The organism is Microbulbifer sediminum (assembly GCF_021729035.1).
Classification (GTDB): Bacteria; Pseudomonadota; Gammaproteobacteria; order Pseudomonadales; family Cellvibrionaceae; genus Microbulbifer; species Microbulbifer sediminum.
On sequence record NZ_JAJSAP010000007.1, the window covers coordinates 195634 to 220251 of the forward strand.

The 24618-nt window shown below is 59.6% G+C and carries 27 protein-coding genes; 20 read left to right on the top strand and 7 right to left on the bottom strand.

The genetic code is table 11. From position 1 onward, the window contains the following. Positions 1–30 precede the first annotated feature (30 nt). Entirely contained in the window at positions 31–810 is a 780-nt protein-coding gene (locus LVD11_RS13495; protein WP_237059873.1) for a hypothetical protein, read from the top strand. Between the two features lie 107 nt (positions 811–917). On the opposite strand, the gene LVD11_RS13500 is transcribed toward LVD11_RS13495, so the two are convergent. Together LVD11_RS13500 and LVD11_RS13505 are read right to left on the bottom strand one after the other, a co-directional pair. Next, entirely contained in the window at positions 918–1577 is a 660-nt protein-coding gene (locus LVD11_RS13500; RefSeq protein ID WP_237059875.1) for a hypothetical protein, read from the bottom strand. 85 nt (positions 1578–1662) lie between these two features. Then, on the bottom strand, positions 1663–2961 hold the full coding sequence (locus LVD11_RS13505; protein ID WP_237059877.1) for an MATE family efflux transporter: 1299 nt from the start codon (positions 2959–2961) through the stop codon (positions 1663–1665). 507 nt (positions 2962–3468) lie between these two features. Here LVD11_RS13505 and coxB point away from each other — a divergent pair. From coxB to LVD11_RS13525, 4 genes are read left to right on the top strand one after another with little or no spacing between them, the layout of a single operon-like run. Beyond that, positions 3469–4614 (top strand): cytochrome c oxidase subunit II, encoded by a 1146-nt coding sequence (gene coxB / locus LVD11_RS13510; RefSeq protein WP_237059879.1) that lies wholly within the window; start codon positions 3469–3471, stop codon positions 4612–4614. Positions 4615–4638: 24 nt separating this feature from the next. Beyond that, complete coding sequence (gene ctaD / locus LVD11_RS13515) at positions 4639–6189, top strand: cytochrome c oxidase subunit I (RefSeq protein WP_237059880.1); 1551 nt, start codon at positions 4639–4641, stop codon at positions 6187–6189. Between the two features lie 19 nt (positions 6190–6208). Further along, on the top strand, positions 6209–6781 hold the full coding sequence (locus tag LVD11_RS13520) for a cytochrome c oxidase assembly protein (RefSeq protein ID WP_237059881.1): 573 nt from the start codon (positions 6209–6211) through the stop codon (positions 6779–6781). Positions 6782–6786: 5 nt separating this feature from the next. Beyond that, entirely contained in the window at positions 6787–7677 is an 891-nt protein-coding gene (locus LVD11_RS13525; protein ID WP_237059882.1) for a cytochrome c oxidase subunit 3, read from the top strand. 37 nt (positions 7678–7714) lie between these two features. On the opposite strand, the gene LVD11_RS13530 is transcribed toward LVD11_RS13525, so the two are convergent. After that, a complete protein-coding gene (locus LVD11_RS13530; protein ID WP_237059883.1) occupies positions 7715–7939 on the bottom strand; it encodes a DUF2909 domain-containing protein in 225 nt (74 codons plus the stop codon). A 49-nt stretch (positions 7940–7988) separates the two neighbouring features. On the opposite strand from LVD11_RS13530, the gene LVD11_RS13535 reads away from it, so the two are divergent. From LVD11_RS13535 to LVD11_RS13570, 8 genes are all read left to right on the top strand, one after another. Further along, a complete protein-coding gene (locus LVD11_RS13535; RefSeq protein WP_237059884.1) occupies positions 7989–8762 on the top strand; it encodes an SURF1 family protein in 774 nt (257 codons plus the stop codon). A 42-nt stretch (positions 8763–8804) separates the two neighbouring features. Then, positions 8805–9443 (top strand): SCO family protein, encoded by a 639-nt coding sequence (locus LVD11_RS13540; protein ID WP_237059885.1) that lies wholly within the window; start codon positions 8805–8807, stop codon positions 9441–9443. A gap of 14 nt (positions 9444–9457) precedes the next feature. After that, entirely contained in the window at positions 9458–10498 is a 1041-nt protein-coding gene (locus LVD11_RS13545) for a COX15/CtaA family protein (RefSeq protein WP_237059886.1), read from the top strand. Positions 10499–10523: 25 nt separating this feature from the next. Then, positions 10524–11417: a heme o synthase gene (cyoE, locus tag LVD11_RS13550; protein WP_237059888.1), complete on the top strand. Its 894-nt coding sequence runs from the start codon at positions 10524–10526 to the stop codon at positions 11415–11417. An 18-nt stretch (positions 11418–11435) separates the two neighbouring features. Beyond that, positions 11436–12143 (top strand): SCO family protein, encoded by a 708-nt coding sequence (locus tag LVD11_RS13555; protein WP_237059890.1) that lies wholly within the window; start codon positions 11436–11438, stop codon positions 12141–12143. 61 nt (positions 12144–12204) lie between these two features. Beyond that, on the top strand, positions 12205–12996 hold the full coding sequence (locus LVD11_RS13560) for a CPBP family intramembrane glutamic endopeptidase (protein ID WP_237059892.1): 792 nt from the start codon (positions 12205–12207) through the stop codon (positions 12994–12996). 42 nt (positions 12997–13038) lie between these two features. Continuing rightward, positions 13039–14043: a hypothetical protein gene (locus tag LVD11_RS13565; protein WP_237059894.1), complete on the top strand. Its 1005-nt coding sequence runs from the start codon at positions 13039–13041 to the stop codon at positions 14041–14043. 29 nt (positions 14044–14072) lie between these two features. Continuing rightward, complete coding sequence (locus LVD11_RS13570) at positions 14073–14402, top strand: hypothetical protein (protein WP_237059896.1); 330 nt, start codon at positions 14073–14075, stop codon at positions 14400–14402. Between the two features lie 4 nt (positions 14403–14406). Here the strand turns inward: LVD11_RS13570 and LVD11_RS13575 are convergent, their stop codons facing one another. Beyond that, entirely contained in the window at positions 14407–15684 is a 1278-nt protein-coding gene (locus tag LVD11_RS13575; protein WP_237059898.1) for an ArnT family glycosyltransferase, read from the bottom strand. Between the two features lie 380 nt (positions 15685–16064). Here LVD11_RS13575 and LVD11_RS13580 point away from each other — a divergent pair, with 380 nt between their 5' ends. The 5 genes from LVD11_RS13580 (at position 16065) to LVD11_RS13600 (ending at position 18608) form a co-directional block, all read left to right on the top strand. After that, positions 16065–17507, top strand: a complete 1443-nt coding sequence (locus LVD11_RS13580; RefSeq protein ID WP_237059900.1) for a UbiA family prenyltransferase — start codon at positions 16065–16067, stop codon at positions 17505–17507. Between the two features lie 10 nt (positions 17508–17517). Then, a complete protein-coding gene (locus tag LVD11_RS13585) occupies positions 17518–17883 on the top strand; it encodes an EamA family transporter (RefSeq protein ID WP_237059902.1) in 366 nt (121 codons plus the stop codon). Between the two features lie 133 nt (positions 17884–18016). After that, positions 18017–18244: a hypothetical protein gene (locus LVD11_RS13590; protein ID WP_237059904.1), complete on the top strand. Its 228-nt coding sequence runs from the start codon at positions 18017–18019 to the stop codon at positions 18242–18244. Between the two features lie 38 nt (positions 18245–18282). Further along, positions 18283–18462 carry a hypothetical protein gene (locus LVD11_RS13595; RefSeq protein ID WP_237059906.1) on the top strand — a complete coding sequence of 60 codons (180 nt, stop codon included), beginning with the start codon at positions 18283–18285 and terminating at the stop codon, positions 18460–18462. A gap of 2 nt (positions 18463–18464) precedes the next feature. Next, positions 18465–18608 carry a hypothetical protein gene (locus LVD11_RS13600; protein ID WP_237059908.1) on the top strand — a complete coding sequence of 48 codons (144 nt, stop codon included), beginning with the start codon at positions 18465–18467 and terminating at the stop codon, positions 18606–18608. Here LVD11_RS13600 and LVD11_RS13605 read toward each other — a convergent pair whose 3' ends face one another. Continuing rightward, positions 18609–19415, bottom strand: coding sequence for an iron chelate uptake ABC transporter family permease subunit (locus LVD11_RS13605; RefSeq protein ID WP_237059910.1), 807 nt, complete (start codon positions 19413–19415; stop codon positions 18609–18611). Further along, positions 19415–20149, bottom strand: coding sequence for an ATP-binding cassette domain-containing protein (locus LVD11_RS13610; RefSeq protein ID WP_237059912.1), 735 nt, complete (start codon positions 20147–20149; stop codon positions 19415–19417). The genes LVD11_RS13605 and LVD11_RS13610 overlap by 1 nt, the downstream gene beginning before the upstream one ends. Positions 20150–20312: 163 nt before the next feature. On the opposite strand from LVD11_RS13610, the gene LVD11_RS13615 reads away from it, so the two are divergent. Continuing rightward, positions 20313–21263 carry a metal ABC transporter solute-binding protein, Zn/Mn family gene (locus LVD11_RS13615; RefSeq protein ID WP_237059914.1) on the top strand — a complete coding sequence of 317 codons (951 nt, stop codon included), beginning with the start codon at positions 20313–20315 and terminating at the stop codon, positions 21261–21263. 10 nt (positions 21264–21273) lie between these two features. Here LVD11_RS13615 and LVD11_RS13620 read toward each other — a convergent pair whose 3' ends face one another. Next, positions 21274–21657, bottom strand: coding sequence for a hypothetical protein (locus tag LVD11_RS13620; RefSeq protein WP_237059916.1), 384 nt, complete (start codon positions 21655–21657; stop codon positions 21274–21276). Between the two features lie 219 nt (positions 21658–21876). On the opposite strand from LVD11_RS13620, the gene polA reads away from it, so the two are divergent. Continuing rightward, positions 21877–24618, top strand: a complete 2742-nt coding sequence (gene polA, locus LVD11_RS13625; RefSeq protein ID WP_237059918.1) for a DNA polymerase I — start codon at positions 21877–21879, stop codon at positions 24616–24618.

Consider the following 24618-nt stretch of genomic DNA (forward strand, 5'->3'; position numbering starts at 1 on the left):
GTGAAAAAAACCGTTGCTTGCGGTGGGCTTTTGCTCGCCGGCATTATTGCCTTTAACGTTATTGGCCATTACCGCGAAGTGCGCGAAGAGCATCGACAGCAGACAGCACAATTGCTGTCACGTTGCGTCAATGAAAGCCTGTTGTCACTGTTTCGCCTGCAGGTAAACGACTGGCGGCGCAAACCGGCGTTTTACCTGCAAGAGGCGGAACGCCTCCGCGAAAACGTCGCCGCCTTACCCCAGCAGCTGGGGAACATAGAGAATTATCCAGAGTGGCACGCGGCAATCGCCATCTGTGAAAAATTCACCGAGCATAGCAATAACCAGCATCGCACCATCTTCCGGCCTCTGGGGGGCTTTGCCGAGCTACCGGTCGGGGATAATCGCCTGCTGGGTAACCGGCGGGCTATGCGGGTTCTTCGTCGTAACCTGGCATCGCTGGAGGTCGCGGCCAGGGCCGCAGACCGTTATCTGGCGGATATGCAACGGGATATCGCCCAGCTGGCCGGGGATTCCGGGTTGTCTGCAGACATGCAGCGCCTTGCAGAGGAACAGATAAACACGGAGGTACTCGATTACTATCGAGGTGGAAACTTTTCCCTGAAGCAGGTGCTGGCACATATCGAGCGGGTGAGAAGCTACTACGAACTGCTTGCAGATAACCCCAGGGGGTGGTCATTGCGCGCGGGCGGCCTCTTTTTTTACGATCGCGGGTTGCGCAGTGAAGTAGACCAGTTGAACAATGCTGTATTCCAGGGCGAGGGCGAATTCTACGCAAATTGGAAACAGGTGTTACAGCGGCAGCAATAAAAAATAGTGAGCAGGCACAGCGATTATTCTTCTACCTGCTCGATGCTTCCATCCTGGAGAATTATTGTTTTTGAAAATCCAATTTCCTGAAAAGTACAGGATCCGTTCTAGTGAACGGTATCGTTACTTATCACGCTGTCGGGAGCCAGAAGGCTGAACTGCAGGCTGCGCGCGAAATCCGGCCACTCACCGGGGTTATTCAAAAGGCGCTGGCGACACAGGATCAGCGCAACCATTTTCTCACTGTCGAGTTCAAGATCCATAAAGGCATGGCCCAGGCGATTACTCGCGGAATCCATGCTTTCACAGTCTTTTTCGTCCAGCAGCCCGCGTATGACAAGATTTGCCAGCATCGGGTCCATAGGCAGCAGCGGTGTTCCGCATAACGGCTGCAACCTGTCGTTTATCTCCTCCATAACCCGGTGAGACAGGTAAGCTTCGGGGACCAGGGCCTGGAGTCGCGGGCGCTCACCGGATTCCCCGCTCATCCGCGCCAGGCAGCGGTCAATCATCGCCTGAACGGGCGAGAAATCAATATCTGCGGCAACCAGCTGGTGCTGTAGCTGGTGCAACCACGGCGGCACACTCCTCACATAGCGTATCGCAAAGCAGGTTAAATGCAGGGCGCTGTCCCCTTCGGGCAACTGGACGCTGCGGTGCAAACCGGGCAACTGCTGGTACACGCTGCGGCGGAATTCACCCTGCTCGCGTTCGCGCATAACGGCCAGGTCGATAGTCCGCTGCATCTGGCGGTATTGGTTGTACATCGGAACCCGCTTTGCTGTGTAGTTAAATATTTTTTAATTTGCCTGTTATATAGCAACTGACAAGGTGTAGTGCAAAAAAGATCTGCTATCGGTTGCCCTCAGTGATCCACGAATTGTTTTGAGTGTAGTAGCGGTAGTAGGCCAGCAGACTCACAGAGCGAGCACTGATCCACAAAAAAAGGCTGAACCATACGCCATGGTTGCCCCAGGACCGTGTCAGCCACCACGCCGGAAAGAAAATGAGTACGGTGGCCACAAACATCGTATTGCGCATCTCCCGGCTGCGGCCCGCCCCGATAAAGACCCCATCGAGCAAATAGCACCAGACCGCCAGCAGCGGCAGCGTACAGAGCCAGGGATAAACATCACGCGCCTCGGCCAACACTGCCTCCAGATCAGTAAACAGCGGCAGGATCCATTCCCGTCCGGGTACCAGGATGGCAGTGATCAGCAGGGCGCTTCCCAGTGCCCATAGGCCAGCGCTACGGACCGTGCCCTGCAACATGGATTGTGAGCGACGGCCAATCGCATCCCCCACCAGGGATTCTGTCGCATGGGCAAACCCATCCAGGGCGTAGGAGGTCATCATCAGCAATTGCAGCAGGATGGCATTGGCTGCCAGCACGGCGTCGCCCTGGGCTGCGCCCTGGGCGGTAAAAAAGGTCAGTGTCAGCAACAGCAGGCAGGTGCGTACAAACAGGTCGCCGTTGATCCGCAGCAGCTCGCCCCAGGGACCGCGATCCTTCCAGGGATACAGGTGCGCATCCCGGAGCCGTCGGGCAATTTGCCGGTAAACATCATTCCCCAGGCCGCGCAGGAGAAAAATCCCGAAGCAAAATGCACAGAAGTCGGCACAAACTGTCGCCAGTGCGGCACCGCGGGCCCCCCACCCGAGGCCGATGATAAAAATCACATCCAGCATTATGTTGAGCAGGTTGGCGGCGAGCAGGATCAGCAGGGGCGCGCGGCTGTTCTGGCGGCCGATGAAGAATCCCAGCAGGGCGAAGTTGGCCAGTGCCAGGGGGGCGCTGAACAGGCGGATCTGCAGGTAGGCCTGTGCCTGTGGTGCCGCCGCAGCGCTGGCATTCATCCACTGCACAATGATGCCAAGCAAGGGCGAGGCCAGTGTCAGCAGGGCGATGCCGAGAATCGCCGCCATCCATAGCGCCCGCAGCAGCCAGCCGACCCCGCCATCGGCGCTGCCAGCCGCCCTGGCCACCAGTCCGGTTGTTCCCATGCGCAGGAACCCAAAGGCCCACAGGAGCATCGACATCACGCTCGCACCCACGGCCACCCCGGACAGGTAGGTGGCGGAGGGCAGGTGCCCGAGTATGGCGGTATCCACCGCGCCCAGCAGGGGCACAGAAATATTGCTGAGTATCATCGGCCACGCCAGCTTCCATACGCGCCGGCCGGGAGATTGCGGGGGTCGTGACTGCTTCATTACCTCGAGACTTAAGTTGGCGGATTCATTGACTTTTTGCCGGCGATGTGTTCCTTTTGTTGTGGTGCTGCCCGTCTGTGAAGAGGCCGCACGGTCTCCGCAGGGGCGGGCCCGCCGGCCTGTCCCGGGAAGCCAGAAAATATGTACTGAGACAGTAATTGCAACAAAAGAGACGCAGGTTGTTGGTTGTACCTTCCGGACGACGACATCTGAAGTAAAAAATCTTTGAGAAAAGAATAACAAGTTGCACTGAAGCAGTATCGCGAAGCAGGTTTTCCTGTTCCGCCCAGTGTATGTAGTCTTGTGTTACTACGCGATGTCCACAATTTTTGTGTGGAATTGCCCCGCCGCTGTGCCTGGTGAAAGTCCCGGCTGGTGGGGAGTCCAGTTATCCGTGAACGCAGCCGATGGCTGATATAAAAACAAACACACGGAGATCTGTAGGCGATGTTGAAAGGCTTCGATCGGCTGTTCGCCTTGCTGGCAACTTCGCTGCCGGCGTACTCCGCTTTTGCGGAAGTCGAGGGGGCGGAGCGCTGGGGGGTCAACATGACCCAGGGCGTAACCGAAGTTTCCCGTACCACTTACGACCTGCACATGCTGATCTTCTGGATCTGCGTGGCAATCGGCGTGGTTGTCTTCGGGGTGATGTTCTACAGCATGTGGCGTCACCGCAAGAGCAAGGGCTACCGGGCGGCACAGTTCCATGAAAGCACTGCGGTGGAACTGGTCTGGACCATTATCCCAACCCTGATCCTGGTGCTGATGGCAATTCCCGCCACCAAGACCCTCTACGATATCTACGACACCGGCGAAGCCGACCTCGACATCATGGTCACCGGCTACCAGTGGAAGTGGAAATACGACTACCTGGGTAGCGACGTCTCCTTTTTCTCCAATCTGTCCACGCCGCGCTCCCAGGTCGACAACCAGTTACCCAAGGGGGAGAACTACCTGCTCGAGGTAGACGAGCCCCTGGTGGTGCCGGTGGGCAAGAAGATCCGCTTCCTGTTTACCGCCAACGATGTGATCCACTCCTGGTGGGTCCCCGATCTGGCGGTCAAGAAAGATGCGATCCCCGGCTTTATCAATGACTCCTGGACCCGTATCGACAAGCCCGGAATCTACCGCGGCCAGTGTGCCGAGCTCTGTGGCAAGGACCACGGCTTCATGCCTATCGTGGTCAAGGCGGTACCCCAGCAGGAATACGATACCTGGCTGGCCGAGCGGGCCGCGCAGGCAGCCAAGATGCGCGAGCTGACCGAGAAGACCTTCGACTTCGACGAACTCTTCGCCATGGGTGAGAAAGTCTACAACCGGAATTGCGCCGCCTGTCACCAGCCCAACGGCCAGGGCGTGCCGGGTACCTTCCCGGCCATCGCCGGGTCACAGGTTGCCACGGGGCCGCTGGAGAAGCACATGAGTATGGTCGTGAATGGGTCGCCCAGAAATCCGGCCATGCAGGCCTTTGGTCCGCAGCTCTCCGAGGTGGATATTGCCGCGGTGATCACCTACCAGCGCAATGCGTTTGGCAACGACATGGGCGATACCGTGCAGCCCGTCGACATCCTCAATTTTAAGAATAAACAGTAAGCGGGAGCCGAAAGGAGCATAAGTATGGCACACGGTCCTAAACCCGGATTCTCCCGGTGGCTCTATACCACCAACCATAAAGACATCGGCAGCATGTACCTCTGGTTCAGCTTTACCATGTTCCTGCTGGGCGGCTGCATGGCGCTGGTCATCCGCGCCGAGCTGTTCGAACCCGGTCTGCAAATCGTGCAGCCGGAATTCTTCAACCAGATGACCACCATGCATGGCCTGATCATGGTCTTCGGTGCGGTGATGCCGGCCTTCGTCGGCCTGGCCAACTGGATGATACCGATGATGATCGGTGCTCCGGACATGGCGTTACCGCGCATGAATAACTGGAGCTTCTGGATTCTGCCATTCGCCTTCGCGATGCTGGCCTCTACTCTGTTCATGGATGGCGGTGCACCCAATTTCGGCTGGACGTTCTATGCCCCCCTGTCCACCGAGTATGCCCCGCCCAGCACAACCTTCTTCATCTTCTCGATCCATATCATGGGCGCATCCTCAATTATGGGCGCGATCAATATCATTGCGACCATCCTGAACATGCGTGCGCCGGGTATGACCCTGATGAAGATGCCCTTGTTTGTGTGGACCTGGTTGATTACCGCCTACCTGCTGATTGCGGTCATGCCGGTGCTCGCAGGTGTGGTCACCATGATGCTGATGGATATTCATTTCGGCACCAGCTTCTTTAGCGCTGCCGGTGGCGGTGACCCGGTGCTGTTCCAGCATGTATTCTGGTTCTTCGGCCACCCCGAGGTGTACATCATGATCCTGCCGGCATTCGGTATCATCTCGGCAATCATCCCCACCTTCGCGCGCAAGCCCCTGTTCGGTTACAGCTCCATGGTGTACGCGACCGCGTCCATCGCCTTCCTGAGCTTCATCGTCTGGGCCCATCATATGTTCACAGTGGGAATGCCGGTTGCCGGTGAGCTGTTCTTTATGTACGCCACCATGCTGATTGCGGTTCCCACCGGCGTGAAGGTTTTTAACTGGGTCACCACCATGTTCCGGGGTTCGATGACCTTCGAGACCCCGATGCTGTTTGCGATAGCCTTCGTCATACTGTTTACCATCGGCGGTTTCTCCGGTCTGATGCTGGCCATCGCGCCGGCGGATTTCCAGTACCACGATACCTACTTTGTGGTTGCCCACTTCCACTATGTACTGGTACCGGGCGCGATCTTCTCGATCACCGCAGGTGTCTACTACTGGCTGCCGAAGTGGACCGGCAATATGTACAACGAGACCATGGGCAAGGTGCATTTCTGGCTGGCATTCATTGGCCTGAACGTGACCTTCTTCCCGATGCACTTTGTTGGCCTGGCGGGTATGCCGCGCCGGATTCCGGATTACTCGCTGCAGTTTGCCGACTTTAACCAGATTGCCAGCATGGGAGCCTTCCTGTTCGGTGCGGCGCAGATCGTCTTCCTGTTCAACGTGATACGCACGGTAATGGGCGGCAAGAAGGCGACCGATGAGGTATGGGACAACCCGGAAGGCCTGGAGTGGACCGTGCCCTCGCCGGCGCCCTACCACACCTTCAGCACGCCTCCGGCCGTACGCTGATAGCCGGGATGGTGCGGTCATGCAACTGAGCGAAAACGCAAAACTCACTGCCAAGCTGCTGGCCCTCGCCGGCAGCATGCTGGTGTTTGCGGTGTTCATCATGCCCCCACTCTACGACGCCTTTTGTGACATCACAGGCCTGAACGGGAAAACCGGGGACCGCTACGAGGCAGTGCCTGCAGCGGTCGATAGCCACCGCAAGGTAAAGGTGCAGTTTGTGGCCAGCCAGAACGAGAGCATGCCATGGGACTTTCGCCCGTCAGTGGTGTCCATGACGGTGCACCCGGGTGAGCCGGTGGACACGGTATTCCTGGCCCGCAATCCGACTACTCGCGATATGGTCGGCCAGGCTATCCCCAGCCTGGTGCCGTTCAAGGCTGCCAACTATTTTCACAAGACAGAGTGTTTCTGCTTCAACCAGCAGACACTGAAAGCGGGGGAGAGCGCCGAGTTGCCCCTGCGCTTCATCGTCGACCCGGATCTGCCACCCGGCGTCAACACCATCACACTTTCCTACACGCTGTTCGATGTCACGGAAAAATTCACCCGGAACCTGAATAACAAAAATGCCGACTCCGAGCGAGAGGGATAAAAATTATGGCCACTGAAAGCAGCTACTATGTGCCCGAGCAGTCCCGGCTGCCAATCTTTGCGACCATCGGTCTGTTCCTGACTGCGTTTGGTGCCGCCAACTGGATCAATGGCGGTTCCTCATACATCTTTTTTACTGGCGCACTCGCGATGGCCGGCGTGCTGTGGTTCTGGTTTGCTGCGGTGATCCGCGAGAACATGGCCGGACTCAACAGTGACCAGCTCAAACGCTCCTATGTGTGGGGAATGGGCTGGTTTATTTTTTCAGAGGTGATGTTTTTTGCAGCCTTTTTCGGCGCGCTCTATTACATCCGTACCTTTGCCGTGCCATGGCTCGGCGGTGAGGGCGAGCGCGGCGAGTCGAATATGCTCTGGCAGGGATTCGAGAGCACCTGGCCCCTGATGGTTACGCCGGATGCCGCCGCCCATGGTGATGCTGCCAAGATAACCGGCCCGAACGCCATTATTGACCCCTGGCACCTGCCGCTTCTGAACACGTTTATCCTGCTTACTTCAAGTGTCACTGTACATATGGCCCACGTATTCCTGAAGAAGGGCAAGCGCACTGCCTTCAACCTGTGGCTGGGCCTGACGGTGGTGCTGGGTGCGCTGTTCCTGTTCTTCCAGGTCGAGGAGTACTACGAGGCGTATACTCACCTGGGCCTGACACTGGAATCCGGGATTTACGGTACTACCTTCTTCATGCTCACAGGCTTCCATGGCGCACACGTGACCCTTGGCACCATCATGTTACTGATCATGCTGTTGCGATCGGTAATTGCCCACCACTTCAAGCCGGATGACCACTTCGGGTTCGAGGCCTCCAGCTGGTACTGGCATTTTGTCGATGTGGTCTGGGTGGGCCTCTTTATATTTGTTTACGTACTGGGCTCCTGAGGATTGCTGCCAGTGGCCACCGAGGCCACTGGCCTGCTCAGTACTTATTGGCCCAGGGGGCCGTATTGGAAAGGATGCCACTGTCAAAGCCATACCAGATGGCAATCAGAAGCAGGGCCGCCAGCGAAACGCGGATACCCAGTGCATAGAGGGTCCGCTTTGATTCGGGGGCGCCCATATCACGCAGAAGGAAGAACAGCGCGCTGGACAGGCTGGCCAGCACCGCCAGGAAAAGAAGCACAATAACGACTTTCAGCCACATTTTGTATTCGCCATTTGTTGTAGGGGCCTGTTCGCAGGCTGGAATCGGCATGACTGTAGAGACCCATCCAGTGCGATCCCGGGAAACCTCCGAGAGGGCCAGTGTAGCACTGATTTCCAATTGGCCCCTGACGGTGTTCAGCATCCTGCTGTTGCCGGCACTGGTGTCGCTCGGGTTCTGGCAACTGGACCGTGCCGATGAGAAGCGGAGCCTGATCGCAGCCGTTGACGGGCGTTTGTCCGCCCAGCCGCAAGATCCCAATACCCTTGAGCACCTGCAGCGCTACTCGCCGGTGCGCTTGCCCGGTTACTTCACCGACGAATACTTTTACCTGGATAACCGTACGCGCAATGGCCGGGTGGGTTACGAAATTCTCCAGGTCTTTGTCTCGGGCGAACGCCGCTGGCTCGTCAACCGCGGCTGGATGCCTGCCTCAGTCAGTCGGTCGAAACTGCCGGAGGTTTCCTGGCCGCGGGCGGCCAAGGTGATTACCGGCTTTCTCTATCCGGTTACACAGGGCCACGGGGATGGTGGGGGGAACCCGATAACCGGCGACGGTCCCGTGCGTATCCAGGCGGTGGATGCAGGGTTGACCGGGAGCCTGCGCCTTGCAAAGCCGGACTGGACGATACGACTGAGCGCGGATTCGGATACCGCGCTGGTCACAGACTGGCGAATGGTCAACAGCTCCCCCGCCCGCCACCAGGCTTATGCGTGGCAGTGGTTTGCCATGGCACTGGCACTGGTAATCCTGTGGCTGCTGGCTGCCACCCGCCTGCCAGCCGCTCTGCGCCAGCGTGCCCGTGCATGGACAGCCAAGTGACCGGTATCAGAACAATGAGAACAGACCAGAGGTAGGTTAGCCGTGACCCAGAGCAACGAACTACGCAGCGAAACAGTCGACAATAATCCCGCCAGGCCCACCACCAGGCGGGTGCAGGCCTTGTCGGTGGTGGCCTCGGTTGTGCTACCTATTGTCGCCGCCTACACCGTATTCCACACCGGCGTGGGTATGCCCGAGGATACGGTGAACGAGGGCAGCCTGCTGGAGCCCCCGCAAAATATCCAGAAGCTGCCCCTGCTGGAGCAGGGGCTTGCCCCGCTGAAGCTCGGATCGGAAGCGCCGAAGTGGCGTTACCTGATTGTGCCCGGCCGCGATTGCGATAGCGCCTGCGAGCAGCTGTTATACACAAGCCGCCAGGTACATATCCGGCTGGGGGAAAAGGCGCGCCGGGTAGAGCGCCTGCTAGTGAGCCCGGCACCGCTCAGCCCGGAGCGCCGCGAGGAGCTCGCAGCGAAGCATCCGCGCCTGCGCTTTGTGACGCTGCCACCGGCAAAACTGGAGGGCCTGCTTGAGGGCACCAGCCACACCGACCTCGAATACCCCAGCGCCCTGCTTGTGGACCAGCAGGGCTACGCCATGATGGTTTACAACAACGAACACAGCGGTAACCAGCTTCTTAAGGACATCAAGCGGCTGCTGAAGTACTCCTACGAGCAGTAATCCCGGAGATTTGCATGCGCCAATACCAACCCGATCCTGACTATAACCCCCGCAATGACTGGCGACTGCGGGTGGCCATGGCCGGCACCCTGCTGGCGGTGGTGGTTGTGGTCCTGGGTGCCTTTACCCGACTGGCAGACGCCGGGCTCGGCTGTCCCGACTGGCCCGGTTGCTACGGCCACCTGACCTGGCCGGATGAGGCGCACGAAATCGAAAGTGCCAATGCCGCCTTCCCACACGCGCCAGTGGCCACCGACAAGACCTGGCCGGAAATGGTCCACCGCTATTTTGCCGGCGCGTTGCTGCTGCTGGTTGCCGGCCTGACGGTCATGGCCTGGCGACGGCGCGGGCAGCGAGGATTCCTCCATACCCATTTCCTGCTGGGCTTGATTATCCTGCAGGCGGCTTTCGGGATGTGGACGGTGACATTGAAGCTCTGGCCCCAGGTGGTCACCGCCCACCTGCTCGGCGGGATGGCGACGCTGTCGCTACTCTGGTTGCTGGTGGAACGATTGCGTTACCGCAAGCGCCTGATACCGGTGCACGAGTTCCGGCGACTGCAAAAGATACGGCCGCTGGCGATTGTTGCTGTGGTACTGGTGTCCTTGCAGATTGCGCTGGGTGGCTGGACCAGTTCGAATTACGCTGCCCTGGCGTGTGCCGACTTCCCCACCTGCCATGGCGAGTGGTGGCCAGCGATGGACTTTCAGCAGGGCTTTAATGTAGCCCAGCACATCGGCCCCAATTACCTGGGTGGAGCGCTTGAAAATGATGCCAGGACGGCAATCCATGTCACACACCGCCTTGGGGCGCTGGTCGTTAGCGCCATAGTGCTGCTGCTGGCGGCATTGGCATGGCGGGCCGGCTCACGGCGCTGGGCCATTGGCCTGGCCTGCGCCCTGCTGTTACAGGTGTCGCTGGGCATCGCCAACGTGGTGATGTCCCTGCCGTTACCTGTGGCCGTGGCCCACAACGCCGGTGCCGCATTACTGGTACTCGGCCTGCTGACCTTCTGTTACCGTATCCAGACGGCCCAGCCGCGAATGAAAAAATAATAACGCAGTCCAGAGAGGTGAAACCATGAGCACCCAAACCGCCGCCCTGAGGCACGCCAGCTGGCGCGACTACTATGAGTTGACCAAGCCGCGGGTTGTCATGCTGATGATCCTCACCTCCGTAATCGGCATGCTGTTGGCGGTGCCCGGAATGGTCCCGGTGGACGTGCTGTTACTCGGTAACCTGGGCATAGCCCTCTGTGCCGGCAGCGCCGCCGCGGTCAATCACCTGGTGGACCGTCATATCGATATCAAAATGGCACGCACCAACAACCGCCCGATTGCCCGTGGTCGCGTCGACCCCCGTCGGGCACTGGCATTTGCCCTGGTACTGGGCGTGGCTGGAATGACCGTGCTACTCGCATTTGTGAATGCACTTACGGCGTGGCTGACCCTGTTCTCACTGCTCGGCTACGCGGTCGTCTACACAATGTTCCTGAAGCGGGCGACACCGCAGAATATCGTCATCGGCGGCATTGCCGGGGCGGCGCCGCCGCTGCTTGGTTGGACTGCGGTAACCGGGGAAATAGACGGCCATGCACTGCTGCTGGTCCTGATCATCTTCGCCTGGACTCCGCCACATTTCTGGGCGCTGGCTGTGCACCGCCGGGATGATTACGCAAAGGCCGATATACCCATGTTGCCGGTCACCCACGGTGTGGGTTACACCAGACTGCATATTCTGCTGTACACCTTTATCCTGTTTGCCGTAAGCCTGTTGCCGTTTGCGACCGCGATGCTGGGCTGGCTCTACCTGCTGGGCGCTGTGGTGCTGGGGCTGGGATTTGTCTACTGGGCAGTGGAAATGCTGCGGGACCGCAACCCCGATGCGGGCATGGAAACCTTCAAGTATTCCATTATCTACCTGATGGCCCTGTTCTGCATCATGTTGCTGGATCATTACCTCGTAGCGGTATAAGTGATGGGGAAAGAAACTATGAGTGCGGCGAAACAAGACTATCCCGGAACCACCGCTGCCAATAAAAACGGTGACAAGAGTCCAGAACAAAAGCGGGGTGTGCTCGTTACGGTGGTGGTGTGCGTCCTGTTTATGTTCGCTGTGCTGGCCGGCTTTATCAACAAAATGGGACAGCCACGTGTGCTGACCGGAGCTGAAATGCGGGCCAATGGCACGGTTGAACTCGAGCGCCCGCGTATCCTGGACAACTTTACGCTGCAGTCCGACAGTGGTGAAGACTGGCAGACCAGTGCACTGGCCGGTCGCTGGACGCTCGTATTTTTCGGTTTCACACACTGTCCGGATATTTGCCCCACCACCATGGCAACCCTCAACAGTTTTTACCAGATGCTGGACCCCGAGATACAGGCAGAAACGGATATTCTGCTGGTATCCGTGGACCCGAAACGGGATACGCCGGACAAACTGCGCCAGTACGTCGATTACTTCAATCCGGCTTTCGCCGGTGTAACGGGCGAATTCCTGAGTCTCAAGCGCTTTGCCAACCAGTTGAATGTACCGTTCAACAAGGTCCCGCTGGGCGACGGTGAGTACACCGTTGATCACGGTTCCCAGGTAGTCCTGATAAACCCCCGCGGACATTACCACGCTTTTTTCAAGGCACCGCTGGATCCGGCAAAGATGAAGCTTACCTACCGATCCCTGAGGGCGACCTACAACGGCTAATACTGCCACTGTCGGCCATTCCCTGGGACAGGCGCCGTGCGTGCACACCACAGGGCCACAAATGGAAGTTACCGATATGGAAATCGAGCGGCAGGGCCTGGCCCCGCTCCTGCCACCACGGGTACGGGCATTCTTCATCCCCGCGGCACTTACCCTTTGCATCCTGCCCTTTGGCTGGGTCGGCGTAGCCGCACCACTGGCCTGGCTGGCCCTGAACGGGATAGAGCGCAGCACAGGCTGGTCGCGGGCCCTGCTCTTCGTTGCTGCGGCCGCGATCATGCTTTTGGCGGCACTCGGGACGATTCCCTCCGCTCCCCGAATAGAGTTATTGCCGCCCTATAGCGATAGCGCTGGTAACAGCATCGGTAACGCCTTTAACCCGGGCAAGGCCGCCATTGCCGTCGCTGTAATGGTATTTATGGCCGGTCGCAAACAGCGGCCGCTGCGGCAGGATCTGCCCCTATTGCTGCTGCTTGTCCTGCTACCGATAGTCGTGGCGATACCGTTTTCCGGATTTTCCCCCAAGCTTTCGGCCACCATTCTGCTCGCTATGCTTGTCAATCTGGCGGTGGTCTGCATCAGTGAGGAGGCGTTTTTTCGCTGGGTCCTGCAACGGGGAGCAGAGGAGTTGCTGGGGCAGTGGCGCTGGTTGGCAGTGCCGCCGGTGGTGGCAATATTCACACTGCTCCACACCGGCTGGGCGGCAAGTCCGCCGGTCCTTGCGCTGGTTGCGTTGGCGGGATTCGCATATGCGACGCTCTGGTACCTTCGCCGAAAATTTTGGCTCTGCGTCCTCGCGCACTGGGGAGTCAACAGCCTGCATATGCTACTGCTGACTTATCCCCTGGGCTGATCGAGTAAACTGAAAAATTCGAAAAAGGGTGCGACGATTACCATGTACACAGATGAAGATCTGGACTATGCAATTGAAAAAGACGTCCTTACGGCCTCATCGGTCAACCAGTTCCGGCAACTGATGGCTGAAAGCAGGGAAACTCCCCTGGGGGATGAAGAGAACTTCCGGCTGATTACAGGTTTCAATGACATCTTCGTGGTCATCGCCTGTCTGTTATCACTGATCTCGGTCGCCTGGTTCATGACGCTTGCAAGCAGCAGTGCGAGCGCCCTGGCCTTTGCATTGCTGTCATGGGGATTGGCCGAATACTTTGTTCGCAAACGTAAAATGGCCTTCCCAGCCATCATATTATTGCTGACATTCATCGGCGGTGTCTTTTTCCTTGTTCAGGAGTTGCTTGCGGACACCATGGGTTCGGTCAGCTACTGGGCTTACCTCACTGCCACGCTCGCTGCGCTGTTACATTGGCGCCGGTTTCGCGTGCCAATTACCGTCGCCGCGGGCGCTGCCGCAGCCACGGGATTGCTCGTTTCTCTTTTTATCTCCGTTTTCCCCGACCCAGGTAAATGGCTGCAGGTTTTTATTGTTTTCTGTGGCTTACTGGTTTTCCTGCTGGCAATGCACTGGGATGCGTCCGACATAAAAAGAGTTTCCCACCGCTCTGATGTGGCGTTCTGGCTGCATTTACTCTCGGCACCGTTGGTTATCCACCCAATATTTTCCGGGCTCGGTATACTGCAGGGCGACGACAGTCCACTAAATATGATCGCCGTAGTGCTTCTGTACCTGGTTATGACTGCCGTCTCGTTACTGATTGATCGCCGCGCCCTTATGGTTTCCTCCCTGGGGTATGTCCTGTATGCCCTGTCAACCCTGATCGCCACATATGGTGGCCCGGGACAGAGCTTTGCGGTAACCGGCGTGCTGGTGGGGGCGAGTCTGCTGTTACTTTCCGCCTATTGGCACCAGGCCAGGGCAGGGCTGTTGGTATTGTTGCCTGCGGCGCTTGGTCGATTCGTACCACCGGTCGCTTCCACACACTAGCCTGGCGCTATCACCTGGGAATCATTGCCATGCCTATCAGCTCCGAAGTCATCCTGTCACTGGTTACCTACAAGATTATCTCGCTATTTGTCGGCAGCCTGTTTGCCTTTCTGGGCTACCGACTTTTCATGTCGGGTATCTGGGGTGGGGCCGGGGAACTGGAGGCGGGCTTTCGTGACAATCGAGTCGTCCTGAAAGAGGCCGCTCCCGGGACCTTCTTTGCACTATGCGGTGCTCTGATCGTGGCGGTGACCCTTTATAAAGGCCTGGAGTTTGAGGAGTACAGCCAGGGTGGGACAAACGTCGTGAAGATCGCCGAGGAGGGGGACAGCGACCTGGCCGCCACCCCCGGACCCTGAACCTTCAATGGGTCTGTGCCAGCGCATCCTCCCCCGCGGAGTGCAGGGCCCGACGCCGGCGCATACGCTCAAGCACGGCCACCAGGGCGAAGGCCGCGAACGCCGCAATGAACGGTACGCTGGGGAGGTGATACCGATCCTGGGAGGCGATCAGCGCGTGAATACCCGCATTGGCCCCCCAGCTTAACAGGAAAGGGTGGGTGGCAACCCGGGCCCACCCGGCCTGGTAAAGATAGACCATGAGCCCGGCAATGCCGCTGCAAACCAGCAACAGCCAGTAGGCCTGTGTGGCAACCTTCATCGGCAGGACCGCGCCTTCACCAAAACGTGCCTTTATGCCCTCGGCATTCCAGTTTACCCCAATGGTTTCATAGCTGTGAAAACGAACAAGTTTGTAGAGGGTTCGCTGTATAAAGGCCTGGGGTTCTGCCTTGATGTAGTCCAGGGCGCGGGTTTTCAGTATCTGGCTCATTTCATAAGTGGAATCAGCCTGTGCGGTTACCTCAGGGGGGATTTCTGCATAGCCGCCATTGCTGCCCGGTGAATTACCCATCCAGAATACTGCGCCGCCATTGGAGGACATGGGAACAAAATCATCATAGAGCTGATAGTTACGGTAAGCCCAGGGCGCCACCAACAGGGTGAGCACGAGGAAACAGCAGAGAGTGCGCACGAGGACCGCAAGCGGGCGTTGTTGCAGTTGGACAGCGCAGGCGACGGCAAAGATGATTATGCCAACCGTGATCAATGGTCGCACATAATAGGCGGCCGCCAGCAAAATTCCGGCGAACAACAGACGCATTGGTTGCCGCACACCAGTAGTTACAAAGAAATAAAATCCGGCCAGCGAGAAAAACATAAACAGCAGCTCACTGGCGAGCACCGTCACGAAAAGTATGCCCGTGGGCCAGAGTGCCAGCAGGACCATGCACCACTGCGATACGCGCCTGTCGCTGAAGAATATCCGGCACAGTCGCCCGGTAAAAAACAGGATGCCCACTGACAGGGCGATGTTCAGTGCGACTACCGGCCAGTAGTGATGGCCGAAGATCAGGTAAAGGCCCGCATAAATCCCCGAAGTGCCAACGGCCCAGTAACTGCCGGGTTGATCAGCTTCCCAGCCATAGGTGCCGTGCTGCCAGATATTCAGTGCGAAGGCATCGTACGCGACACTGTCTGATACCGGTATGACTGGCACCAGCAGCGCCCACAGCAGCCGCAGGCCAATCGCCAGCAGGTAAACGCCGGGCGCGGTTACCAGCAGGCGCAGTAATCGATCCATGATTATTGCTCCATAAGCTCTTGCAAAGCGAAAGAGAGTATACGGTCAGGCTGACCATCGCGACAGCCCGTGTGCCGGCCTGTATCCCGGGTTGCCGGTAAGCTGTCGGATGGGCAGGGTGGTTCGATGCTTGCAAGGCCTGTGCCTGTGTACCCATGTAATATTCCGGGGCTTGCATTCGATGCGAAATAGCGGAACCATCCGGGATTGATTGCAGGATGTGCGCCGGTGCTGGCGTGCCACCACAATTGGTACATTTGCGTGTAGTTTGCCGTGGCTGAATAGGCTCTTGTACCAGGTGGTCGCCGTACGGATCACCTTCAGCCATTGCCAGAAAGCCCCAGGGAAGCGGGGCTGAATTCGCCCAAGGAGTGAGCGTTGTGTCCCACCATCAGTCCCCTTTGATCGTTGATCTCGACGGTAGCCTGATTCGCACCGACCTGTTATACGAATCATTTGTGCGGACACTGTTTGCACGCCCATGGGTGCTTGCTTTCCTGCCACTGTGGCTCTGTCGCGGCATCGCCTACCTGAAGTGCCGGCTGGCGCAGGCGATTGAAATTGATGTGGGCGCGTTGCCTTACAATCGAAATCTCCTCGAATTTCTGCAGGAGCAAAAAACGCAGGGTCGCCGGCTTATTCTCTGTACCGGTGCCAACGAACGGTTGGCCCGCGAAGTAACAGATCACCTGGGCATCTTTGACGAGATTTATGCCACCGGTAATACCCACAACCTGACCGGCGAACGCAAGGCGCAGTTTCTCCGCGAGCGTTTTGGAGAGCGCGGTTTCTCCTATGTGGGCAATGAGCACAAGGACCTGCGTGTCTGGCGTTTTGCCCGATCGGCGGTGGTGGTGGGGTCTTCCCGGGCACTGGCGGAAAATGCGGCGCGGGTTTGCCAGCTAGAAACCAGCTTTCCCACCGCTGGCCCGACATTGTCGATATATCTTCGGCAGGTCCGCATCCACCAGTGGGTGAAAAACCTGTTGCTGTTTGTGCCACTGGTGACTTCCCACCAGTTTCTTGACAGCCAGGCGCTGACGGCAGCGTTACTGGCATTTGTGTGTTTCGGCTTCTGTGCCTCGGCGACCTATATCATCAACGACATCGCTGACCTCGATTCCGACCGGGCGCACTGGAAGAAGAAAAGGCGGCCGCTGGCCTCCGGGGCCCTGTCGATCCCCGTGGGACTGTTGCTCTGTTCTGGCCTTTTCCTCGCATCGGCGGTACTGGCGACGCTCCTGCCATTGTGGTTTGGCGCCGTGCTGCTGCTGTATGTTGTCACCACCCTGGGCTACAGCTTCCTGTTCAAGCGCCTGCAAACTGTGGATACCGTCGTGCTTGCCGGTCTTTACACCACGAGGATCCTTGCCGGTGCCGCAGCGATTGGTGTGTATCCATCCTACTGGTTGTTGGCTTTCTCCATGTTTGTGTTTTTGTGCCTGGCGCTCGTCAAGCGTATTGCGGAGATTTATCGCAAGCAGGATGAGGAGGGTGAGCCGGCGCGAATCCGTGGCCGCGGATATTTCACTTCGGACTTGCCCGTGTTGACCAGCCTGGCTTCGGCCGCAGGCATGGTCTCAATCCTCGTATTTGCCATGTATGTCAACAGTACAGAAGTCGTGGCTATGTACAGCTCACCGATGATCCTGTGGTTGGCCTGTCCTCTTTTCGCGTACTGGATTATCCGCATGCAGATCATGGCGTCCCGCGGCGAAATCGATGAGGACCCGATTGCGTTTGCGATCAAGGACAAACGCAGCTGGATAACCGGCGCCGTGCTGGGCCTGGTACTGCTGGCGGCATCGACAGTGTCAGTTTGAGGGGAAAACCATGAATGTGCTGAATCTCTCCATCATATTGCTCACAGTTTTCCTGTCCGCCTGCGCGCAACTCTTGTTGAAGCTCGGGATGCAACGGGCGGGGGAGGACTACCTGGCCGATGGTATCGGCGGCATGGTGCGAGTGCTGTTCAGTCCGCATGTGTTTTCCGGGATCTTTGTCTATGCCATCAGTGTACTGGTGTGGCTGTGGGTGCTCTCACGAGTCGACCTCAGTATCGCTTATCCCTTTGTCGGCTTGAGTTTCATTTTCACATTGTTGTTTGGTTATGCCTTTCTCGGCGAGCCAGTCAATACCATGCGCGTCGCGGGCTCCATGCTGATTGCCGCGGGCTGTCTATTCGTGGCGCGCTCCTGATCCTTTCGTTGATGAACGGTAAGCCCGCGTTGAGCCGATTCACTGCCTTGTGCCTTGCAGTGTGAATTTCATCGTATAGGCTCAGGGTAAGATTGACGCAAAAGGGATAATCCGTGCGACAGGGGTGTCGGCATTGAAAAACCTGTTCGACAAGTTTTCCCACTCCCGTAAGGCCTGCCGTGCCCTGGGCTGGTTGGGGCTGTGCCTTGTATTGCCTTTTGTCGTGTGGGCGGTCCTGGGATGGGCGGGGGTGACACCTTCACTGGCCGATGTATTCGGTGTGCCAGGTTTGAGGATTCCGGCTACAGTCGTCATCAGCGGGCTCCTGATGGCTGCGGTGGGCTTCTGGGAATACGACTGACAAGCGCCGGGTGTACCCCGGTTTAAATGGAGGTGGTCATGTTCAAGTTATCCGACCTGTTTATCCTGATCGCGGTGGCGATCTCGTTTTTCCTGTCGGGATACCTCTGGTTTAACGGCTACCGGGAGCAGGGAATTTTCACCGCGTTGTGGGTACCCAGCATCCTGGCATTCGGCATTTACTTCAAAGTATCTGCGCTGCTGGCCCGGGGGAGGTAATCATGTCACGTACCATGCTGCTGGCCGTTGCCATTGGCGTCTTCGTGATGCTGGTGATCGGCATTGTGCTGACGATCTATGAATTCCACCGGGCAGGCGAAGAGCCGGTGGAGAGACCCGGGCCTGACGATCAGCCAAAACGCTGATCAGGCCGGGCGGCCGCTCCGCAGCTGGGTAAGCACGAACAGCAACGCGGCCGCCAGCACGATGGACGGCCCGGCCGGGGTGTCCCACAGGATGGATGCCAACAGGCCCAGCACAACTGCCAGGGCGCCAATCAGGGAAGCACACATTGCCATGCGTTCCGGCGTATCCGTCAGCCGCCGGGCACCAGCCGCCGGAATGATCAGCAGCGCGGTTATCAGCAGAATGCCCACCACTTTCATCGCAATGGCGATCAGGAGTGCCAGCATCAGCATCAATGCGAGCCTGACCCGTTCCACCGGAACCCCCTCCACGGCGGCCAGTTCTTCATTCAGCGTGAATGCAAGCAGCTTTTCCCACAGGAAAAGCAGCAGCCCGCCGATACCAGCCACCGCCGCTGCCATCAGCATCACATCCTGGCCGCTGACCGCCAGCAGGTCACCGAGGAGCAGGGCCAGCAGGTCGACACGGATCCCGAACAGGCTGACGGTGACGATACCCAGGGCCAGCATGGAGTGGGACAGGATTCCCAGCAACGTGTCCACAGACAGGGTCTGGCGTCGCTGCAGGTAAACCAGCAGGACGGCGAGCACACAACAGGTGGCGCCCACGGCCAGCGTGGGCTGCAACTGCAGCAGGAAACCCAGGGTAACGCCGAGCAGCGCCGAGTGGGCCAGGGTGTCGCCGAAATAGGCCATACGCCGCCAAACTGCAAAGCAGCCCAGAGGCCCGCTGACCAGGGCCACCAGCAGGCCGGCCGCCAGGGCAAACCAGAGAAACTGGCTGCTGAAAAGTGCACTGAAATCCATTACCGGGTTTGGCTCCTGTTTTCCCCGCTCCCGTGGTCACAGCCATGGTCGTGCAGGATACCGCCACCCAGGTCGTGTTCGTGATTGTGCTGGTGGGTGTAGGGCGCCACCTTGTCCCCAAAGAGTTCAATAAAGGCCGGGTCGCGGCTGACCTGCTCGGGGTGGCCGTGGCAGCAGATATGCTGGTTGATACACAGCACCCGGTCGGTGGCGGCCATGACCACGTGAAGGTCATGGGAGACCAGCAGCACGCCGCAGTGCAGTTCGTCCCGGAGGCTGGCAATCAGCTGGTAGACCTCGCCCTGGCCGCCTACATCAACCCCCTGGGTGGGCTCGTCGAGTACCAGCAGTTGGGGTCGGCGTGCTGCCGCCCGTGCCAGTAGCACCCGCTGCATCTCGCCCCCGGAAAGGTCTGCAAGGCCGGCCCGTTCCAGGTGTGCCGCGCCCACCCGCGCCAGGGCGCCGCGCGCCGCGGTGGCGTCGACCCTGTCGTTACCCAGCTGCAGGAATCGCAGCACGGACATCGGCATCGAGGGATCCACCTGCATACGCTGCGGCATATAGCCCATGCGCAATCCGGGGCTGCGCCACACCTCGCCATGAGTGGGTCGGGTCAGGCCCAGCAGCAGCCGCAGCAGGGTGGTCTTGCCGGCGCCATTGGGTCCGATCACGGTGACGATCTCACCGCGCCGCAGTTCCAGCGTGATGTCGTGCAGCAGCTGGCGACCGGCCACCTCCAGGCCCAGCCCGCTTGCCGTGATGAGAGGGTCTGTATGGTTCAGGATGACGTCTCCGCGACTGCGTGGGGGTGTGTGGGCTCTGCCGCGGCCGCCGAGTGAGGTTGTCCGGGCAGGCAAGTGATAACCGGGCACCCGGACTGGCGGGTGCGCGCCGGCTGTGATTATATCGCAGTTTAAGCCCGACCCGATGACCCGTGAATCCCGGATCCTGATGAATTTCCCGAAGTACCTCCTACTGTGCTCCCTGATTTCCCTGCTCGCCGCCTGTGATCGCGGTACGCCGGATGCGGCGCCGGAAAAGAACGACCTGGTTGTGAGTATGCGCCCACTGGCCCTGATTGCCCGTGAGGTGGCTGGTGCGGAAAAGCGGGTGCGGGTACTGGTCGCGAATGGCGACCCCCATCACTACGCGCCCGGGGTGTCGGACCGGGCTGCCCTCGAGTCGGCGCAGCTGGTGGTCTGGCTGGGCCCGCAAATGGAAAGTGCACTGGCAAGGCAGTTGGCGCTCCTGCCTGCGGAACGCCAGCTGCAGTTGCTGGAGCAGGGTGGCTATGAGTTCGAGGGGGCATCAGAGACGGATTTCCACCTGTGGCTGCGTCCGCGCAACGCCGCCGTAATGGCTGCGCATATCGCCGGTCGCCTGGCGGAGATGGACCCGGAGCAGGCCGGTGCATACCGGCAGCGCGCCCGGGATTTCTCCCGTCGCATGGCGAACCTGCAGAAGGTGCTCGACCGCGCCCTGTGGGCCTATCGCGATGTACCCATCGTGGTGACTCACGATGCCTACGGCCACTTTTTTGGTCCCGCCGGCGTCGAGACGCAGGCACTGAGCGACTCTGCCCGGGCAGGGCACGGGGCCCGGGCGATGCTCGAATTGCGAGATGTCCTCGACAAGGCGGGGGCGGGCCGGGGCTGCCTGTTCGGTGAAGTGCCGGAAAATGCACGTGATCGGCAGACGGCGGAAAACCTGGGGCTGCGCTATGCTGCGCTCGACCCGCTGGGAACCCAACTGTCGGCAGGCAGTGATTACGAGCATCTGGTCCGGGCCTGGCTGGACCAGGCGCGCAGCTGCCTGGCGGAAGTACCCGATCGCGGGACCGGAAGCTGATCCGGGGTTGTCAGCTCGCCTCCCCACCCTGTTTCCGCGATTGGGCCGCCTCACGCTCCTGTAGTTGCCGCTGTCGCGACGCTTCCTCCTCGACGTGTTCATGGCGCTGTTCTGCCTGCAATCTTTCCGTCCGCAGGCGGAACAGTTCCAGCTGCCGGCGCTGCCTTTCCATCAGGGAGCCGAGCTGCTCGCGCTTGCCATGGTGTTTTAGCGCCTGTACCGCGCGCCGGTGTGCTGCTCCCCGGGCGGTGCCTGTTGCATCCGGCTCGCCGGTGACTTCCAGGTATTCCATTGGGCCAGGCTTTTGCAGCGGCCGGCCCAGCGAGTCCCCGTTGACGGGCGCCGTCGCCAGGGCGGCAGCAAGGAAGGCACTGGAAACAAACGCGTATCTCATGGTCACATCCCTCTCTGGAGCGTCTCGCCGCTACCGGCAGGCCGCAGCAATATGGGCACTGCCGTTCAACTAAAGCCTAGAAGCCCGGGGCAGATCTGTCGGTGACACTGCGATGACCGCCACGGATGCGGCGCCGGGGCGAGCGAAAAAAAACGATCGCGGTTATCCTGTCGCGCAATCCCAAACATCCACGATGAATTTGCAGCTTCCCGGATATCTATGAGTAACAACAAATCCACTGCCGCCCCGCTGATCCTGGTGGACGGTTCCTCTTATCTTTACCGCGCCTTCCATGCGCTGCCGCCGCTCGCCACCAGCGATGGCCAGCCCACCGGTGCCGTGCGCGGTGTCATCAGCATGCTGCGCCGCCACCTGAAGGAGCACCCGGACAGCACAGTGGCTGTTGTCTTCGATGCCAAGGGCAAGACCTTCCGCGACGAGCTGTTTGCGGACTACAAGTCACACCGGCCACCCATGCCCGATGACCTGCGCGAACAGATTCAGCCGATTCACGACATCATCGACGCCATGGGACTGCCGCGGCTGGTGATCGATGGCGTGGAGGCGGACGACGTCATCGGCACCCTGGCATTACAGGCCCAGGAGCAGGGTCAGCCGGTGATTATTTCCACCGGCGACAAGGATATGGCCCAGCTGGTGCGCCCCGGCATCACCCTGGTCAACACCATGAGCAACACGGAAATGGACAGCGATGGTGTGCGCGAGAAGTTTGGCGTCGGGCCCGAGCTGATCATCGATTTTCTCGCCCTGATGGGCGACAAGTCAGACAATATCCCCGGTGTTCCCGGCGTGGGCCAGAAGACAGCATTGGCCTTGCTGCAAAACCTCGGCGGCCTGGATGATATCTACGCCGACCTGGATGCCATCGCGCCGCTGGGTTTTCGTGGCAGCAAGACCCTGGGCAAGAAGATGGCCGAGCACCGCGAGGCGGCGGAGCTTTCCTACAAGCTCGCCACCATCAAGACCGACGTGGATATGCCGTACAAGCCCGCCGACCTCCACCATGGTGAACAGGACAGGCAGAAACTGGTGGAGTTGTTCAGTGCGCTGGAATTCCGCAGCTGGGTGGAGGAGCTGAGTGGTGACGAGGAGGCCCGGGAGGCGATGGCCGAGGCCATCGAGCGGGATTACCGGGTGATCACTGATCGCAGTGAATTCGATGCCTGGCTGGAAAAACTGAAAGCTTCCGACATTTTTGCGTTCGATACCGAAACCACCAGCCTCAACTATATGCAGGCGAAGCTGGTGGGGGTTTCGTTTGCCGTGGAACCCGGTGAGGCCGCTTATGTGCCCCTGGCCCACGACTACATGGGGGCCCCGGAGCAGCTGCCGTACGACGAGGTGCTGGCGGCCCTGAAACCGCTGCTGGAGGATCCGGACCAGAAGAAAGTGGGCCAGAACCTGAAATACGACAGTCATATCCTCGCCAACTGCGGAATCGAGCTGCGCGGCATCGCCCGCGATACCATGCTGGAATCCTACGTACTGGACAGCACCGCGAGCCGCCACGACATGGACAGCCTGGCGCAGAAATACCTGGGCGAGCAGACGGTGCACTACGAGGACATCGCCGGCAAGGGCGCCAAGCAGCTGACTTTCAACCAGATCGAGCTGGAGCAGGCCGGCCCCTATGCCGCCGAGGATGCCGACATCACCCTGCGCCTGCACCGTGAACTGGCCGGGCGCCTGGCGCAGATCCCGTCGCTGGAGAAGGTGCTCGACGAGATCGAGATGCCGTTGTTGCCGGTGCTCGTCCATATGGAGCGCAACGGTGCCTATATCGACGCCGAGATGCTGGCCCGGCAGGGTGCCGAGCTGGAGAAGAAGATGCGCGATACCGAGCAGAAAGCGTACGAAGCGGCCGGCGAGGAGTTCAACCTGGGCTCCACCAAGCAGCTTGGCGCTATCCTCTTCGACAAACTGCAGATCCCGGTGATCAAGAAGACCCCCAAGGGGGCACCGTCCACCGCCGAGCCGGTGCTGCAGGAGCTGGCCCACAGCCATGAGCTGCCGGCGCTGATTATGCAGTACCGCGGCCTGGCCAAGCTGAAAAACACCTACACCGACAAGCTGCCGCAGATGATCGATCCCTGCACCGGCCGCGTGCACACGTCTTACCATCAGGCGGTGGCCGCCACCGGGCGCCTGTCCTCCAGCGACCCCAACCTGCAAAACATCCCCATCCGCAGCGAGGAGGGACGGCGCATCCGCAAGGCATTCGTGGCCGACCCGCGTATCGATGGCGGCAGCGTGCTCATCGCCGCGGACTACTCCCAGATCGAGTTGCGGATCATGGCGCACCTGTCCGGTGACAAGGGCCTGGTGCAGGCCTTTGCCAACGGCGAGGATATCCACCGCGCCACTGCCGCGGAGGTCTTTGAGGTGAGCGCCGAGGATGTGGATGACGAGCAGCGTCGCCGGGCCAAGGCGATCAACTTTGGCCTCATCTACGGCATGTCCGCCTTCGGCCTGGCGCGCCAGCTGGGCATTCCCCGCGGCGATGCCCAGACATATATCGACCGCTACTTCGAGCGCTACCCGGGGGTGCTGGCCTACATGGAGAACACCCGCAAGCACGCGGCCGAGAAGGGCTATGTGGAAACCCTGTTCGGCCGGCGCCTGTACCTGCCGGAAATCAACTCCCGCAACGGTGCGCGCCGCCAGGCCGCAGAGCGCACGGCGATCAATGCCCCGATGCAGGGGACCGCGGCCGATATCATCAAGCGGGCCATGGTCCAGGTGGATGCCTGGCTGTCCCGCGAGCAGCTAACCAGCCGCCTGATCATGCAGGTGCACGATGAACTGATCCTGGAGGTGCCCGCAGCGGAAGTGGACCAGGTGCGGGACAACCTGACCCGGCTGATGCAGGGGGCAGCGGAACTGGATGTGCCGTTGATCGTGGATGTGGGCCAGGGCGCCAGCTGGGAAGAGGCCCACTGA